At 62.7% G+C, this 14094-nt stretch carries 8 protein-coding genes; 1 reads left to right on the top strand and 7 read right to left on the bottom strand.

Annotation, left to right across the window (positions count from 1 at the left end):
• Position 1 precedes the first annotated feature (1 nt).
• The 5 genes from rbbA to mscL form a co-directional block, all read right to left on the bottom strand.
• Positions 2–2779: a ribosome-associated ATPase/putative transporter RbbA gene (gene rbbA / locus M1E12_RS21985; protein WP_479563285.1), complete on the bottom strand. Its 2778-nt coding sequence runs from the start codon at positions 2777–2779 to the stop codon at positions 2–4.
• A gap of 1 nt (position 2780) precedes the next feature.
• Positions 2781–3851, bottom strand: a complete 1071-nt coding sequence (locus M1E12_RS21980) for an HlyD family secretion protein (protein WP_136542731.1) — start codon at positions 3849–3851, stop codon at positions 2781–2783.
• Positions 3852–4033: 182 nt separating this feature from the next.
• Positions 4034–5065 carry a UDP-glucose 4-epimerase GalE gene (galE, locus tag M1E12_RS21975; protein ID WP_479563284.1) on the bottom strand — a complete coding sequence of 344 codons (1032 nt, stop codon included), beginning with the start codon at positions 5063–5065 and terminating at the stop codon, positions 4034–4036.
• 169 nt (positions 5066–5234) lie between these two features.
• Positions 5235–6404 (bottom strand): pyridoxal phosphate-dependent aminotransferase, encoded by a 1170-nt coding sequence (locus M1E12_RS21970; RefSeq protein ID WP_479563283.1) that lies wholly within the window; start codon positions 6402–6404, stop codon positions 5235–5237.
• Positions 6405–6535: 131 nt separating this feature from the next.
• Entirely contained in the window at positions 6536–6961 is a 426-nt protein-coding gene (gene mscL / locus M1E12_RS21965) for a large conductance mechanosensitive channel protein MscL (RefSeq protein WP_113460035.1), read from the bottom strand.
• A 203-nt stretch (positions 6962–7164) separates the two neighbouring features.
• Between mscL and M1E12_RS21960 the strand changes: the two genes are divergently transcribed.
• Entirely contained in the window at positions 7165–10671 is a 3507-nt protein-coding gene (locus tag M1E12_RS21960; protein ID WP_479563282.1) for a hybrid sensor histidine kinase/response regulator, read from the top strand.
• Between the two features lie 33 nt (positions 10672–10704).
• On the opposite strand, the gene M1E12_RS21955 is transcribed toward M1E12_RS21960, so the two are convergent.
• Positions 10705–12180, bottom strand: coding sequence for a pyruvate kinase (locus M1E12_RS21955; RefSeq protein WP_136542725.1), 1476 nt, complete (start codon positions 12178–12180; stop codon positions 10705–10707).
• 70 nt (positions 12181–12250) lie between these two features.
• Positions 12251–13966, bottom strand: a complete 1716-nt coding sequence (locus M1E12_RS21950; protein WP_479563281.1) for a GH32 C-terminal domain-containing protein — start codon at positions 13964–13966, stop codon at positions 12251–12253.
• Between the last annotated feature and the right edge of the window lie 128 nt (positions 13967–14094).

The raw sequence follows: 14094 nt of genomic DNA, 5'->3' as shown, positions 1-14094 counted from the left end.
CTCACACCGCCTGTTTCTTCAGGAGCAAGGTTCCCGCAACGAGAAGAAGCGGTCCGACGATGGTCAGCGCCAGAAGCTGCGGGCCGAGATCCGCGAAGGTCAGCGCCTTCGAAAAGACGCCGCGCGAGATCGTGACGAAATGGCTGGCCGGGTAAATCTGGCCGATCAGTGCACCCGCTCCCTGCAGGGCCGACACCGGCGACAGCATGCCGGAAAACTGTACGGCCGGGATGATGGTCAGCAGCGTCGTGCCGAAGATCGCGGAGATCTGGCTCTTCATGAAGCTCGAGAGCAGGAGCCCGAGCGCCGTTGCGGCGAAAACATAGAGGAATGCCCCAAGCGCCAGCACCGCGAAGCTTCCCGTCAGTGGCACCCGGAACGCGAAGACGGCAAAGGCCGTGAGCATCAGAAAATTGACAAAGGCGATGCCGATATAAGGAAGCTGCTTGCCGAGAAGAAACTCCAGCCGTGTCACCGGCGTGACGTAGAAGTTGATGATCGAGCCCAGTTCCTTCTCCCGCACGACGCTCAAGACCGAGAGCATGGCGGGGATGAGCATCAGTAGCAGCGGGATCACGGCCGGCACCATCGACACCAGGCTCTCGAGGTTGGGATTGTAGCGGTATCGCAGCTCGATGCCAAAACGGCCGCTGGCCGCCTCGTCCCCGTATAGTTCATGTGCCTTGCGCGCCAGCCAGGTGGCATGCATGCCCTGAACATAACCCGAGACGGTTTCCGCCCGCGCCGGCATCGCGCCATCGATCCAAGCGCCGATCTCGACGCTGCGATTGCCGCGGGACAGGTCTCTGGCAAAGCCCGCGGGGATCTCGATCGCCAGACTGATCTCGCCCGAGCGCATGCGGCGATCGAGCTCGGCGTAATCGGTGATCGATGGCCGCTCGATGAAATAGCGGGAGCCGGCAAGCTCGGCGACGTATTCCCGGCTCAGGACCGTGTCGTCGCGGTCGAGCGCTGCAAAAGTGAGGTTCTCGACGTCAAGATTGATCCCGTAGCCGATGACGAACATCAAGATGAGGCTGCCCAACATGGCCAGCGTGGCGCGGATCGGATCGCGCACGAGCTCCAGCGCCTCGCGGCGGCTGAAGGCCAGAAGGCGACGGCGATCGAGCAGCGGACGGTGCCTTCTGGGCGGTCTCTCAGGTCCCCGCGGTACCGCCACCTCCGGCTCGATATCGGCGGGCTGCTCCGGCACGGCCTCCTCGCCGATTGCCTCCTCCAGATAGCGGATGAAGGCCTGCTCCAGGTTCTCCGCCTTGGCGCGCGCCACGATCGCATCGGGTGTATCTGTGACCAGGACCTTGCCCGCATGCATGAGCGAAATCCGGTCGCAAAGCGCCGCCTCGTTCATGAAATGGGTGGATACGAAGATCGTCACGTTATCGCGGCGCGAGAGATCGGCCAGCAATTGCCAGAAGCCGTCGCGCGCGACCGGATCGACACCTGACGTCGGCTCGTCAAGGATCAGGATGTCCGGGCGGTGGATGAGGGCGACGGCAAGCGACAACCTCTGGCGCATGCCGAGCGGCAGTGCATCGGGCAGGTCGTCGAGCACCGCCTGAAGGCCAAACCTTGCGACGAGTTCCTTGAGGCGCGGCTCGATCTCGGTGTCCGACATGCCGAACAAGCGGCCATGCAATGCCAGATTCTGGCGGAGCGTCAGTTCGCCATACAGCGAAAAAGACTGGCTCATGTAACCAACGCGGCGGCGCAGGGCGATGTCCTTCGGGTCCACGGCATGGCCGAAGACGGTGGCCGTCCCGTCGCTTGCGGCGAGCAGCCCCGTCAGCATTTTCATGGTCGTGGTCTTGCCGCAGCCATTGGAACCGAGAAATCCGAAGATTTCGCCGCGCGGGATCTCGAAACTAACGTCATCGACGGCTGTGAAATCGCCGAAACGCATGGTCAAATGATCGGCTCGGATTGCAACCTCGGTTTCCGCTTCCGGCGTGCGGGGCGGGATCTGCAAGGGTTCTGCCCGCCCTCGCTTCGCCTCCGGCAGCAGCGCGACAAAGGCTGCATCGAGCGTCTCGGTCGCGGTTGTCTCGCGCAGCTCGGCCGGCGTTCCCTTCGCGAGGATCCGGCCCTCATCCATGGCGACCAGCCAGTCGAATCGCTCAGCCTCTTCCATATAGGCGGTCGCGACGATAACGCTCATTCCCGGCCGCTCCGTCCGTATGCCGTCGATCAGTTCCCAGAACTGACGGCGGGAGAGAGGATCGACCCCTGTTGTCGGCTCGTCGAGGATCAAGAGGTCGGGATCATGGATCAGCGCACAGCAGAGGCCGAGCTTCTGCTTCATGCCGCCCGAAAGCTTGCCTGCCGGACGATCGGCAAAGGCAGTCAGGCCCGTGGCTCTCAGCAATCCCGCGATCCGATGCTCTCGCTCTCGACGATCCTGCCCGAACAAGCGGCCAAAGAACTCGGCATTCTCGAAGACTGACAGCGTCGGATAGAGGTTCTTGCCCAGTCCCTGCGGCATATAGGCGATGCGGGGGCATGTCTTGCGGCGGTGAGATGCGCGCGCCATGTCGCCGTCGAAAACCTCGACGCGGCCCGTCTGAATGGACCGCGCGCCGGAGACAAGCGAGAGGAGGCTGGACTTGCCGACGCCATCGGGCCCGATGAGACCCACCATCCGGCCAGCGGGTATGTCGAGAGAGATGCCGCGCAGGGCTTGGGTCTTGCCATAGGAGAGGCCAACATCCGTCAGCCGCACCACCGGCCTTTGCACTTCGTCCCTCTGCGGCTTGTCGATCATCTCACTGCACCAGGGTCGCGGTCAGGCTTTCCGGCCAGGCAGCCTGCGGGTCGAGATTGACATAGGCGATGCCCGGCAGGCCCGTCTTGACCTGCTGGATGTATTTCTTCAGCAGCGCCTGCGGGATCTGCGCCTTGACGCGGAACATCAGCTTTTCCCGTTCCTCATCCGTCTCGACCGTCTTCGGCGTGAACTGGGCGACGTCGGCGACAAAGCTGACGCTGGCGGGGATCGTATAGGCCGGCGCGGCATCGAGCACGATGCGCGCCTCACTGCCCAGCGCGATGCGGCCGACTTCAGCCGTCGGCAGGAAGAAGGCCATGTAGACATCGGAGAGGTCGACGATATTCAGCACACGGCCGCCGGCGCCGAGCACCTCGCCGAGCTGGGCGACGCGGTACTGCACGCGTCCGTCTCGGGGCGAGCGAAGCGTGCTGTCGGCAATGTCGGCGTCGATGCTGTCGATGGCGGCAGCGGCGGCTGCAACTGCAGCTTCGGCGTCGATGACCTGGGCCCGTGCCGCTCCGATCGCCGCCTCGGAGGCTGCAACTTGTGCCTTGGCCGCGGCGAGTGCTGCCCGCGCACTGGCGGCAGCGGCCTGATCGTCATCAACGGCTTGCTGGCTGGTCGTGCGGCTCTCCATGAGGCGCTCGGTGCGGGCGAGCCTTGTCTCGGCCGAATTCAGCTGGGCCTCACGCTGGGCGACACTGGCGAGAGCCGCCTCGCGCTCGGCTTGCCGCTGCGCCACCACGCTTTTGGCCGTGTCTACTCCGATCAGGGCCCGGCGATGCTCTGCAACGGCCTGCCGCCGACGGGCGTCGAGCTGACTGGTATCCATGACCGCAAGCACCTGTCCGGTGGTCACGAAGTCACCCTCGCCAACGAGTATGTCCCTGACGCGCCCGCCGGTCTTGGTCGAGATGTCGATCTCGACCGCTTCGATGCGGCCGTTTCCGTGGGCGATGTTGGCGGGCAGACCATCGCCTTCGTAGGTCTTCCAAGCGTAATAGGCGGCACCGCCCGCCACAATGACAATCAATGCGACTAGCCAGCCGCTCCGACCCTTTGCCATGCCGAGTTCTCCGCAATCACCAGGACATCGCTCTGTCCTTTGCGGATAGTCTTAAGGGGCAAGGCCACGGACGATCTTGATCTGCGTCAATTGCGGTTTGCACCGCACAAGCATGCTCGCATCAAGACAACACCGCCCCGACAGGTCGGGGCGGTGCCTCTCTGGCGCAACGAACGGGGAAATCAGAAACCGCTGGCAAGCCGGCGACGAAGATCCTTGATATCCGGGGTTTCCACCTCTGCGAGGCGGCGTTCCCAGGACAAGGCCGTCTCGACGATGACGCCGAGATCGTTGTAGCGGGGGGTCCAGCCGAGCACCTGTTTGGCCAGCGTGGAATCCGCCACGACGAGCGGCGCGTCGCCCGGGCGCCGCGGGGCGTAATCCACACGGAAATCGACATTCGTGGCGCGGCGCACCGCCTCGACAATGTCGAGCACCGAGTAGCCCTTTCCATAACCGCAGTTTGCAACAAGCGGACCACCGCCCTTGCGCAGATAGGTCAGCGCCTGCAAATGAGCGTCAACGAGATCGTTGATATGGATGTAGTCGCGCACGCCAGTGCCATCCGGCGTGTCGTAATCCGTGCCGTAGACCGACATCGAGGCCCGCTTGCCGAGGGCTGCCTCGCAGGCGACCTTGAGCAGATGCGTGGCGCCAGCAGCCGAATTGCCGGCACGTCCCTGCACGTCGGCGCCGGCAACGTTGAAATAGCGCAGGGCGACATAGCAGAGTCCATGGGCGCGCGCCGTGTCGCGCAGCATCATCTCGCTCATCAGCTTGGACTGGCCGTAAGGCGATTCCGGTCTGAGCGGCGCGTCCTCACGCACCGGCAGGGGCTTGTCCGGCAGACCGTAGACGGCAGCCGTCGAGGAGAAGATCACCTTGTCAATGCCGGCCTTCACGGCCGCCTGCAGCAGGCGCCGCGTGTTCTCCGTGTTGTTCTCGTAGTAGGTCAGCGGATCGGTGATGGATTCCGGCACCACGATCGATCCGGCGAAATGGATGATGGCCTCGATCTCGTTCTCGGCAAAGATCTGCTTGAGGACATTGGCCCTGCCAATGTCGCCGAGATAAAAGCGCGCCGCGGGCGGAACGGCCCAGCGAAAACCGGTGGACAGCCGATCGACGACGACGACTTCTTCGCCTGCGTCGAGGAGAGCCCAGACCATGTGGCTGCCAATGAAACCGGCGCCACCCGTCACCAAGATCGCCATGACTTTTCTTCCCGTTGTTTTTCTTATCGGGACATGAAAAGCACGCGCACCTTACGGAGTGCTTATGAACGGGCGCCAACCTACTGATTTGGCTTTGCTAATTGGTTTCTTCGTTAAGGTCGGGTCACGCCATTTGCTCAAATTTTAGCGAAGTGCGGCCCTGCCATCGTCAGAGCGCTTTCACGTATTGGCTCAGCCGCTCCGCAGCGTCGGCTATATGGGCGGGATTGCGCAGGAAGCAGGCGCGCAGAAAGGGCAATCCACCTTCTCCGAAGGCCGTGCCGGGTGCCATGCCGACGCCGGTCTTGTCGACGATATCGAGGGCGGCCTGGCGGCTGTCGGTGATGCCGTCAATTTTCAGGAAGGCGTAGAGCGCGCCTTCGGGCTTCAGCGTTTCGACCCGGTTGGTCGCGATCAGGGCATCGCAGAGAATGTCGCGCGATGCGGTCGCGCGGGCGATGTTTTCCCGAACGAAATCATCGCCCTGATCGAGGGCGACCACCGCACCGCGCTGCATGAACTGCGCCACGCCCGAAGTCGAGTACTGGATCAGGTTCTCGATGACCTGGCCAAGTTCCGGCGGGGCAACGATCCAGCCGACACGCCAGCCGGTCATCGACCAGTTCTTCGAGAAGGAATTGGCAAAGATCACCTTGTCGCCCTCTTCCATCACATCGAGGAAGGAAGGAGCGCGCTCTTCGGCACCATAGTAATAGAGCGCGTAGATCTCGTCGGCGAGGATCCAGATGCCATGGCGCCGGGCAATCTCGAGGATCGCCTTGAGATCATCGCGGTTTGCCGTCCAGCCGGTGGGATTGGACGGGGTGTTGATGAAGAGGGCCTTGGTCTTCGGCGTGATCGCCTTTTCCAGCCGGTCGAGATCGAGAACCCAGCGACCGTCGGTGAAGGACAGCGGCACGCAGACGGACTTCGCACCGGCCAGATCGATTGCCGAGACGATGTTCGGCCAGCACGGTGACAGATAGATCATCTCGTCGCCGGGCGATGTGAGTGCCTGCACGGCAAGCGCGATCGCCTGCATGCCCGAAGCCGTGACGTAGAAATGCTCGACGGGCAGATCAACGGCGAAATGGCGCTGGTAGTAGCGCGACAGCGCCTGGCGCAGTTCCGGGATGCCCCGCTGCCAGGTGTAGAAGGTCTCGCCGCCCAGTAGCGCTTCACTGGCGGCGCGATTGATGAAGTCCGGCGTTGGAAGATCGCCCTCGCCTGCCCAGAGCGGAAGAAGTCCGTCGCGGCCCCGCGCATAGTTGATGATCTCGACGATACCGCTTTCCGGTGCGGCGAGCGCGCGGGGGCTAAGGCTGTCCAGCAAGGCCATGGGAAATCAACTCCTTCGATCAGTGCGGAATGTCTAACCGATCGTTGGGCAAAAATCCCATGATATTCCTTGAGGATGAAATCGATCTCGCTGATGGGTGCTGCGCCCCTCGGGCGGGTCGCAGGGGTTCCTCAGCGGGTCTTTAGAAGGTCGCGGATTTCGGTCAGCAGGAGGACGTCGGCCGGCGGCGGAGCTGCTTCGGAGGCCTTCAGTTCTTCCTTCTCCATGGACTTGCGCAGGGTGTTCACGCCCTTGACCATCAGGAAGATGATCCAGGCGAGGATCAGGAAGTTGATGACCACGGTGATGAAATTGCCATAGGCGAAGACGGCGCCCTGTTCGCGAGCGGCTGCAAGCGAGTTGGCCGTAACGTTGCTGCTCAGGGGCACGAAATAGTTCGAGAAGTCGAAGCCGCCGAAAATGACGCCGACCACGGGCATCACGATGTCTTCCACCAGCGAGTTGACGATGAGCCCGAATGCGCCGCCGATGATCACGCCGACAGCAAGGTCCATGACGTTGCCGCGCGCGATGAAAGTCTTGAATTCCTGTAACATACCCCTGCTCCTTCTGTGTCCTGACCGGGAAAGGCCAAATCTTGGCCATCCGGTTGCAATGGTTAATGAAAATTTGTCCATTCGAAAATGGTGAATCTTCACGATCGGCGTTTTCACTTCGACTAAGGTCAATGGCCGAAACGATTTCAAAAGGCGCAGACATGGCCTAAGGTTCCGGCTCGGGCGCAGTCGAGGAGGAAAAGGTGTTCCCAGGCTGGATCATCGTTGCGTCAGCGATCGGCTACCTGTTGTTTCTGTTTGCCGTCGCGAGCTACGGCGACCGCAAAACGCGCGTGCATGGCGTGCCCGCCGGCGGCCGGCCTGTCGTCTATGCCCTCAGCCTTGCCGTCTACTGCACCTCCTGGACCTATTTCGGTGGCGTCGGGCTCGCCGCGCAGCACGGCCTCGAATTCATGGCGATCTATATCGGGCCGATCCTGATGTATACGCTCGGCATGCCGATCCTCAGACGGATCGTCGAGCTTGCGAAAACCGAGAAGATTACCTCCGGTGCGGACTTCGTGGCCGCACGCTACGGCAAGAACCCCGTGGTCGGCATGCTGGTCACGGTGATCTATCTCGTCGGCATCATTCCCTACATCGCGTTGCAGCTCAAAGCCGTCTCCAGTTCGGTCGCGGCCGTCATGGATCCCACGGCCTACGGGATCGGCACCGGCAATCTCTATTTCATCGACCTGCCGCTGATCGTCGCCTTCATTCTCGCCTGCTTTGCCGTGATCTTCGGCACGCGCCACACCGACGCGACCGAGCATCAGGACGGCCTGATCCTTGCCATCGCCATGGAATCGGTGGTCAAGCTCGTGGCCTTTTGGACACTCGGCATCTTCGTGATCTGGGTGATGTTCGACGGTCCGGCCGATCTCTGGCAGAAGGCGACCGAGAGCGAAGCCGTGATGGCGGCTCTCTCACACGAGACCCCGGCCAGCCGCTGGATCCTGTTGATCGCGCTCTCGGCCTTCGCCATTATCATGCTGCCACGGCAGTTCCACGTCACCGTGGTCGAGAACCGGACACCGCGCGAGCTGAAGCTCGCCGGCATCCTGATGCCGATCTACCTGATCGTCATCAACATTTTCGTCCTGCCTGCGGCGATTGCCGGCATTCTGATCTTCGGCGGCAGCGGCGACGCCGACCTGTATGTACTGTCCCTGCCGCTGGAAGCGGGATCCGGCTTCGTCTCCTTGCTCACCTTCATCGGCGGCTTCTCGGCGGCAACCGCGATGGTCATCGTGGCTTCCGTTGCGCTGGCCATCATGGTCTCCAACGACATGGTTCTGCCGATCTTTCTGCGGCAGAAGCTTTTGGGCAGGCCCAGCCAGCGCGAGGATTTCGCCAAGACGCTACTGCATATCCGGCGCACGGCCATCTTCGGCGTGCTGCTGCTCGGCTATGTCTATTTCCGCTCGGCCGACAACACGACCGGACTTGCCAAGATCGGCCTTCTCTCCTTCACCGCCATTGCGCAGATCGCACCGGCGATGTTCGGCGGGCTGATCTGGCGGCGAGCCAATGCCCGCGGCGCGATTGCCGGGCTCACCATCGGCTTCTTCGTCTGGGCGTACCTTCTCTTCCTTCCCAGTCTCGGAGCGGAAGACCATTCGTGGATCGCTTCTGCGGTGCTCGGCTTCCTGCTGCCCGGCCTGTCGATGTTCGAGCCGCAATATGCGGACCCGCTGGTCAATGCGACGATCTTCAGCCTGCTGATCAACACGCTGGCCTTCGTCATCGGGTCGCTCAGCCGCAATCCGCGTCCGGTGGAGCGGATCCAGTCCGCCATCTTCATCAAGCGCCAACCCCGCTCCAACTCTGCCACGCGCGGCTGGAAGACAAGCGTCGCTGTTGGCGACCTTAAGGCCGCCATCGCACGTTATCTTGGCAATGAGCGCATGGAGCGCTCCTTCCGCTCTTACGAGCAGACGGCGGGACGGAAGCTGGCAGACGACAGTCCGGCGGACATGGCCTTCATCCATTTTTCCGAACAGTTGCTGGGCAGTGCGATCGGCTCGTCTTCGGCGCGGCTGGTGCTGTCGCTGATCTTGCAAAAGGCAGAGGATCCGTCAGCCGATACGGTCTGGCTCCTCGACCAGGCCTCTGAGGCGCTGCAATACAACCAGGACATGATGCAGACCGCGCTTGCGCAGATGGAGCAAGGCATTGCCGTCTTCGACGCTTCGGACCGATTGACGATCTGGAACCGCCGCTTCCGCACACTGCTCGACCTGCCGGAGCATGTCGGCCAGGTCGGTTTTCCGCTGATCGACATGATCGCCATCCTGGCGCAGCGGGGGGATGTGCCCGCAGGCGAGACGCAAGCGGTGATCCGCAGTTTCCATCAGTTCGACCGGCCCTTCCAGATGGTGCTCGGCGGCGGCAAGCGGATCATTGAAGTGCGTTGCAATCTGATGCCGGACAAGGGGCTGGTCGCGACCTTCAGCGATATCACCGCCCGCGTGGAGGCCGATCAGGCTCTGAAACAGGCCAACGAGACCCTGGAACAGCGCGTCAGCGAACGCACGGCCGAACTGACCCGCGTCAATCACGCGCTGGCCGAAGCCCGGGCCGCGGCCGACGAAGCCAATATCGGCAAGACGCGCTTCTTCGCGGCCGCCGGTCATGACATTCTCCAACCGCTCAATGCGGCGCGGCTTTACTCCTCGTCGCTGGTCGAGCGGCTCGGCGATTCCGAAAACAGCGCGCTGGTCGGCAATATCGATTCCGCGCTCGAGTCGGTCGAGAGCATTCTCGGCGCCGTCCTCGACATCTCGAGGCTCGACACGGGTGCCATGAAGCCACGCTTCTCCAGCGTGCCGCTCAACAGTTTGCTGCAGAGGATCGAGACCGATTTTGCGCCGATGGCGCGGGAGAAGAACCTGAAACTCGTGGTAATGCCCACCACGCTTTCGGTACGTTCTGACCCGACGCTGTTGCGCCGCCTCGTTCAGAACCTCGTTTCCAACGCGATCAAGTACACGCCCTCGGGTCGTGTCGTCGTCGGCGCCCGGCGCCAGGGCGACCAGGTGGTGGTTCAGGTGACCGACAGCGGCATCGGCATTCCCTCGTCCAAATTCCGAACCGTCTTCAAGGAATTCGCGCGGCTCGAGGAAGGTATGCGGACGGCCTCGGGACTTGGGCTTGGGCTCTCGATCGTCGACCGCATTGCCAAGGTGTTGCAGCACCCCGTGGAGCTGTCGTCCAAGCCCGGCAAGGGCACGACCTTCAAGGTGGTCATGCCGCTCGACATCGCCAAGCCGGCCGCAAAAGGTGTCGTGCCGATCGATGCCGGCAGCCGGACCACGCCGGCACTCCAGGGCTTCCGGGTGCTGTGCATCGACAACGAGCCAAAGATACTTGAAGGCATGCAGCTTCTGATTTCCGGCTGGGGCTGTGAGGTGGAATGTGCGGGCTCGATTGCCGACATGGATGAGCTGATCAAGGACGGCAAGGTCCCCGACCTCGTCATCGCGGACTATCATCTGGGCGACGGCAGCGGGATTGGCGCTATCCTGAGGCTCCGGGCACTCACGCAATCCGACATTCCCGCCTTGCTGATTACTGCGGATCGTTCGGCGGAGGTGCGGGCCGAGGCGGAGCGCCACTCGATCACCTTGCAGCACAAGCCGGTCCGCCCCGCCGCCTTGCGCGCCTTCATCACTCAAGTGTCTTCGCAACGGAGTGCGGCTGCCGAATAGCAGGTGCGGCAGAGCGAGCCGGGAGGCGCGATGTCACCAGCTCTTCAGCGCGCGCAGCGTCGGTGTCTTCTTGAACACGTGGTCGTTCATGCGGGCCATCAGTCGGTCGAGCAACGAAACAGCTTCGACGACCGCCGGGCCCTTGTTCAGCATCACGCATTCGGCGCGGGCTGCCATGGCGGCATCCGTCATTTCCCCGCGGGTCGGAATGCCTTCCTTGACCATGTCTTCCAGCACCTGGGTTGCCCAGACACATGGCACGGAGGCTGCCTCGCAGATCCAGAGCAGCTCCTCCTGCATCTCCGCAAGGCGCTCGAAGCCGATCTCGGCGGCCAGATCACCGCGCGCGATCATGATGCCGAAAGGACCGCGTCTGCGCGCCCGGGCAATCAGCGCAGGCAGATTGGCGAGCGCCAGAGGCTGCTCAATCTTGGCAATAAGACCGAGGGATTTGTTGCCTGCGCCTTGGCGGGCAAGCACGTCGTCCAGCAGATCGATGTCCTCGGGGCGGCTGACGAAGGAATAGCCAATGAGATCGGCGCATTCGATGACGGTGGCGAGATCCGTCTCGTCCTTGGCCGTCAGGGGCGACAGACCGAGGGCGGTGTCTGGAAGGTTTATGCCTTTCTCGGGCTTCAGCTTCGTCCCGCCGGACTTGGTGCGCCGGACGAGGATCACGGCCTCACCCTCCGCGAGGCTTTCGACCACCGCTTCCAGCTTGCCGTCATCATAGCGCAGGCGGTCGCCGATCGAGAGCCTGGTGACCATTTCAGGCAGCGACACTGCAGCAGAAAAGCCTATCTGGTCATCGATGCGCGGCGCGCCTTCTGCCACGAGCCGAACGCGATCACCCGGCTGCAGGCGCGCCTTCTTCTCGAGAGTGGCGACGGCACCCGTCCGGATCTTCGGGCCGGCGATGTCCATCAGGACCTTGATGTCCCGACCGACGACGGCTGCGGCATCCCGGACGAAGCGGGTCATTTCCCGCCAGGCCTCTGGCCCGTCATGGGCGCAGTTGATGCGTGCGACATCCATGCCGGCGCGGGCAAGGTCCAGAACGAGATCCGGACCGTCGGCCGCCTGACTGGGAAGTGTGACCATGATGCGGGTGCGACGCGCGTCGGGCTGTTTGCCGAACAGGGCCTGGCACGCGATCTCCAGCTGCGCCTCGCCCGCGAAGAAGTCCTGCTCCGGGAGGATCGCCGCTTCTGCCGGAACCGCATCTGAGGCAATCTTGGACAGTGCGAAAAGAACGGCATCGATCGTCGGCAGGACGCGGCTCTCGAGCCTTCCCATCGAGGACAGACCCAGCGCCATCAGCCGTCGTTGCAGGGGACGAATGTCATGATGACGCAGAGCCAGATAATGGCCAAGGTTGACGATCGCTGGATCGTCTCCCCCTTCGGGCATCAATCGCGCGCCCTCGAGAATTGCCTTTTTCAACGCCGTCATCTCGGCATGAACTTCGGCTGCGCGCTTGGCGGCAGTCTGCGTTTCGGTCGTCGTCATCAACAGGCCCCGGCTGATCAGTTGTGACACCTAATCCCGGCTTGTTGACAGGCCAATGACAGCGGGAACCTCAGAGCCTCAGACACCATACGGTCGCATTGCTGACGATCCCGGGCTCGGCGATCAGCCTCACGGACCGGATGGGCTCGAAGCCGGCAATCCGCTTCGTGCCGGCAATGCGGCCGCCATCGGCAAAGACCTCGAGCGAGCCATAATCGAGGAAGACGCGGAGACGCCGGGCGCCGGCCGCTTTTGCGAGATAGCGAGGACCCGGGGGCTCGTCGGGTTTGTCCAGATATCCATGCAGGATCTCCAGACCTTCCTCGTGCTGTGCCACGGCCAGCCGGATGTCGGGGTGGTCGAACTCGAGACAAAACTTGCCGCCGGCCTCGGACAATTCAAAAGTGATCTCGGCTGCGCCATTGGGCAAATTCACGGTCTGCCCGGCTGCGAGACGGGTGCGGTCCAGCATGCGAGCCCGCAGGCTTTCCACCGCGCCGAGCGGCGGCGTCAGGAGCGTGTCGCCTTCGAGGACAAGTGTTCTCGGCAATGTCATGGCGGATGGGAAATCGATGGTTGGGCCGGTATCGGCCCAATTGCCGAGCCAACCGATGCCGACGGGCGTGTTGCCATCGACGAAGGCCTGGAAGGCGTAGTTGTCCGTGCCGAAATCGAGCTCACGGCCAAAGGCCTTGGCAAAGCTCTTGCCGTCGAACCAGCCGATATCGATCATCGTGAGGTTGCGGCGGCCGGTTTCCTTGTCCTCGCCATTCATCAAGCCGTAGATCAGTGCCCAGCGGGTTGCGGGATCGCGGTAATCGCCATCGATCGGCAACAGGCAGGGGCATTCCAGTGCCGAGGTCTCATACCGCGTCTCCGTATAGAGCTTGCCGACATAGGTCCAGCCGGAGGCAGCCGTGTTGTCCTCTGTCTGATACAGCAGGACGACGCCGCCTTTATCGCTCTGGCTGCCCAGAAGCATCTTCCAGAGCCCGTCAGGACCGCGGAAGACATAAGGGTCGCGAAAATCGAAAGTGAGCCCCTCGCCATCCGGTCGATGGGGCAGGAAGACTTCGGCTGCGCCCGCACTGAACAGATCCGTCGACGTCGCCGTCAGCTGGATCTCCTGTTCGGGCATACGCTCGGCAATCTTCTCCGTGAAGAAGACGCGGATGCCGGGACCATCGGTCCGGGCGATGGCGGATCCGGAAAAAGCGCCACCGCGCTTGTCGGGGCGAACCGTCAGCTCCTCGGAGGGGAAGAGGAAGACCGGCAGATGCCGCCAGCGCAAATAGTCGGACGAGACAGCATGTCCCCAATGCATGTTGTTCCAGATGCGGCCGTGCGAGTAGTGCTGGTAGAACAGATGCGGGCGACCACCGAACCGGCCGAAGCCGTTCGGATCGTTCATCCAGCCAAAGGGCGGGCGGAAGTGATAGCCATCCGGCAGGTCCGGTGGCTCATTGGCGGGATTGGTGTGGATGACCGTGATGCCGGTTTCCAGGACGTCTGAGGGTGTGAACCAGTAGGCGACTGAAAGCGATGTCACTGCCATATCATAGGCCAGCGTGACCGAACCGCCGCCGAAGACCTGGTAGATGCGAAAGGAATTCTCTTCTGCATTCGAGGCCTGCATTTCGCCGAACTTGCCATTGGCACTGTAGAGCGACACGGCCCCAGGTTCATCCGGTGTCACAGCCTTCAGCCAGAGATGCAGCACGGCGTTGACGGGAAGGTCGACTTCGATGGCCCTGTGGTGGTCCGGTATGCCGGTCGCTGTCGTCATTCGCGTCTCCCTTTTCTTTTTGCCTGGCCAGCGCTCAACGGGAGGAGCGCGGCGGCTGTTCCATCTTCGCCTGTCACAGAGGCTTCAGAAAAGCGTCACGGGCGCTTCATCCGAAGCACCTAATGCGG

Source organism: Rhizobium sp. K33 (genome assembly GCF_056501445.1).
Note: the sequence above shows the minus strand (reverse complement) of the source record. Positions and strands in the feature narration are given on the sequence as shown.

Coding starts and splice junctions, on each gene's coding strand:
- M1E12_RS21950 (WP_479563281.1), bottom strand. CDS start 13,966: ATGACGACAGCGACCGGCATACCGGACCACCACAGGGCCATCGAAGTC.
- mscL (WP_113460035.1), bottom strand. CDS start 6,961: ATGTTACAGGAATTCAAGACTTTCATCGCGCGCGGCAACGTCATGGAC.
- M1E12_RS21980 (WP_136542731.1), bottom strand. CDS start 3,851: ATGGCAAAGGGTCGGAGCGGCTGGCTAGTCGCATTGATTGTCATTGTG.
- galE (WP_479563284.1), bottom strand. CDS start 5,065: ATGGCGATCTTGGTGACGGGTGGCGCCGGTTTCATTGGCAGCCACATG.
- rbbA (WP_479563285.1), bottom strand. CDS start 2,779: ATGATCGACAAGCCGCAGAGGGACGAAGTGCAAAGGCCGGTGGTGCGG.
- M1E12_RS21955 (WP_136542725.1), bottom strand. CDS start 12,180: ATGACGACGACCGAAACGCAGACTGCCGCCAAGCGCGCAGCCGAAGTT.
- M1E12_RS21970 (WP_479563283.1), bottom strand. CDS start 6,404: ATGGCCTTGCTGGACAGCCTTAGCCCCCGCGCGCTCGCCGCACCGGAA.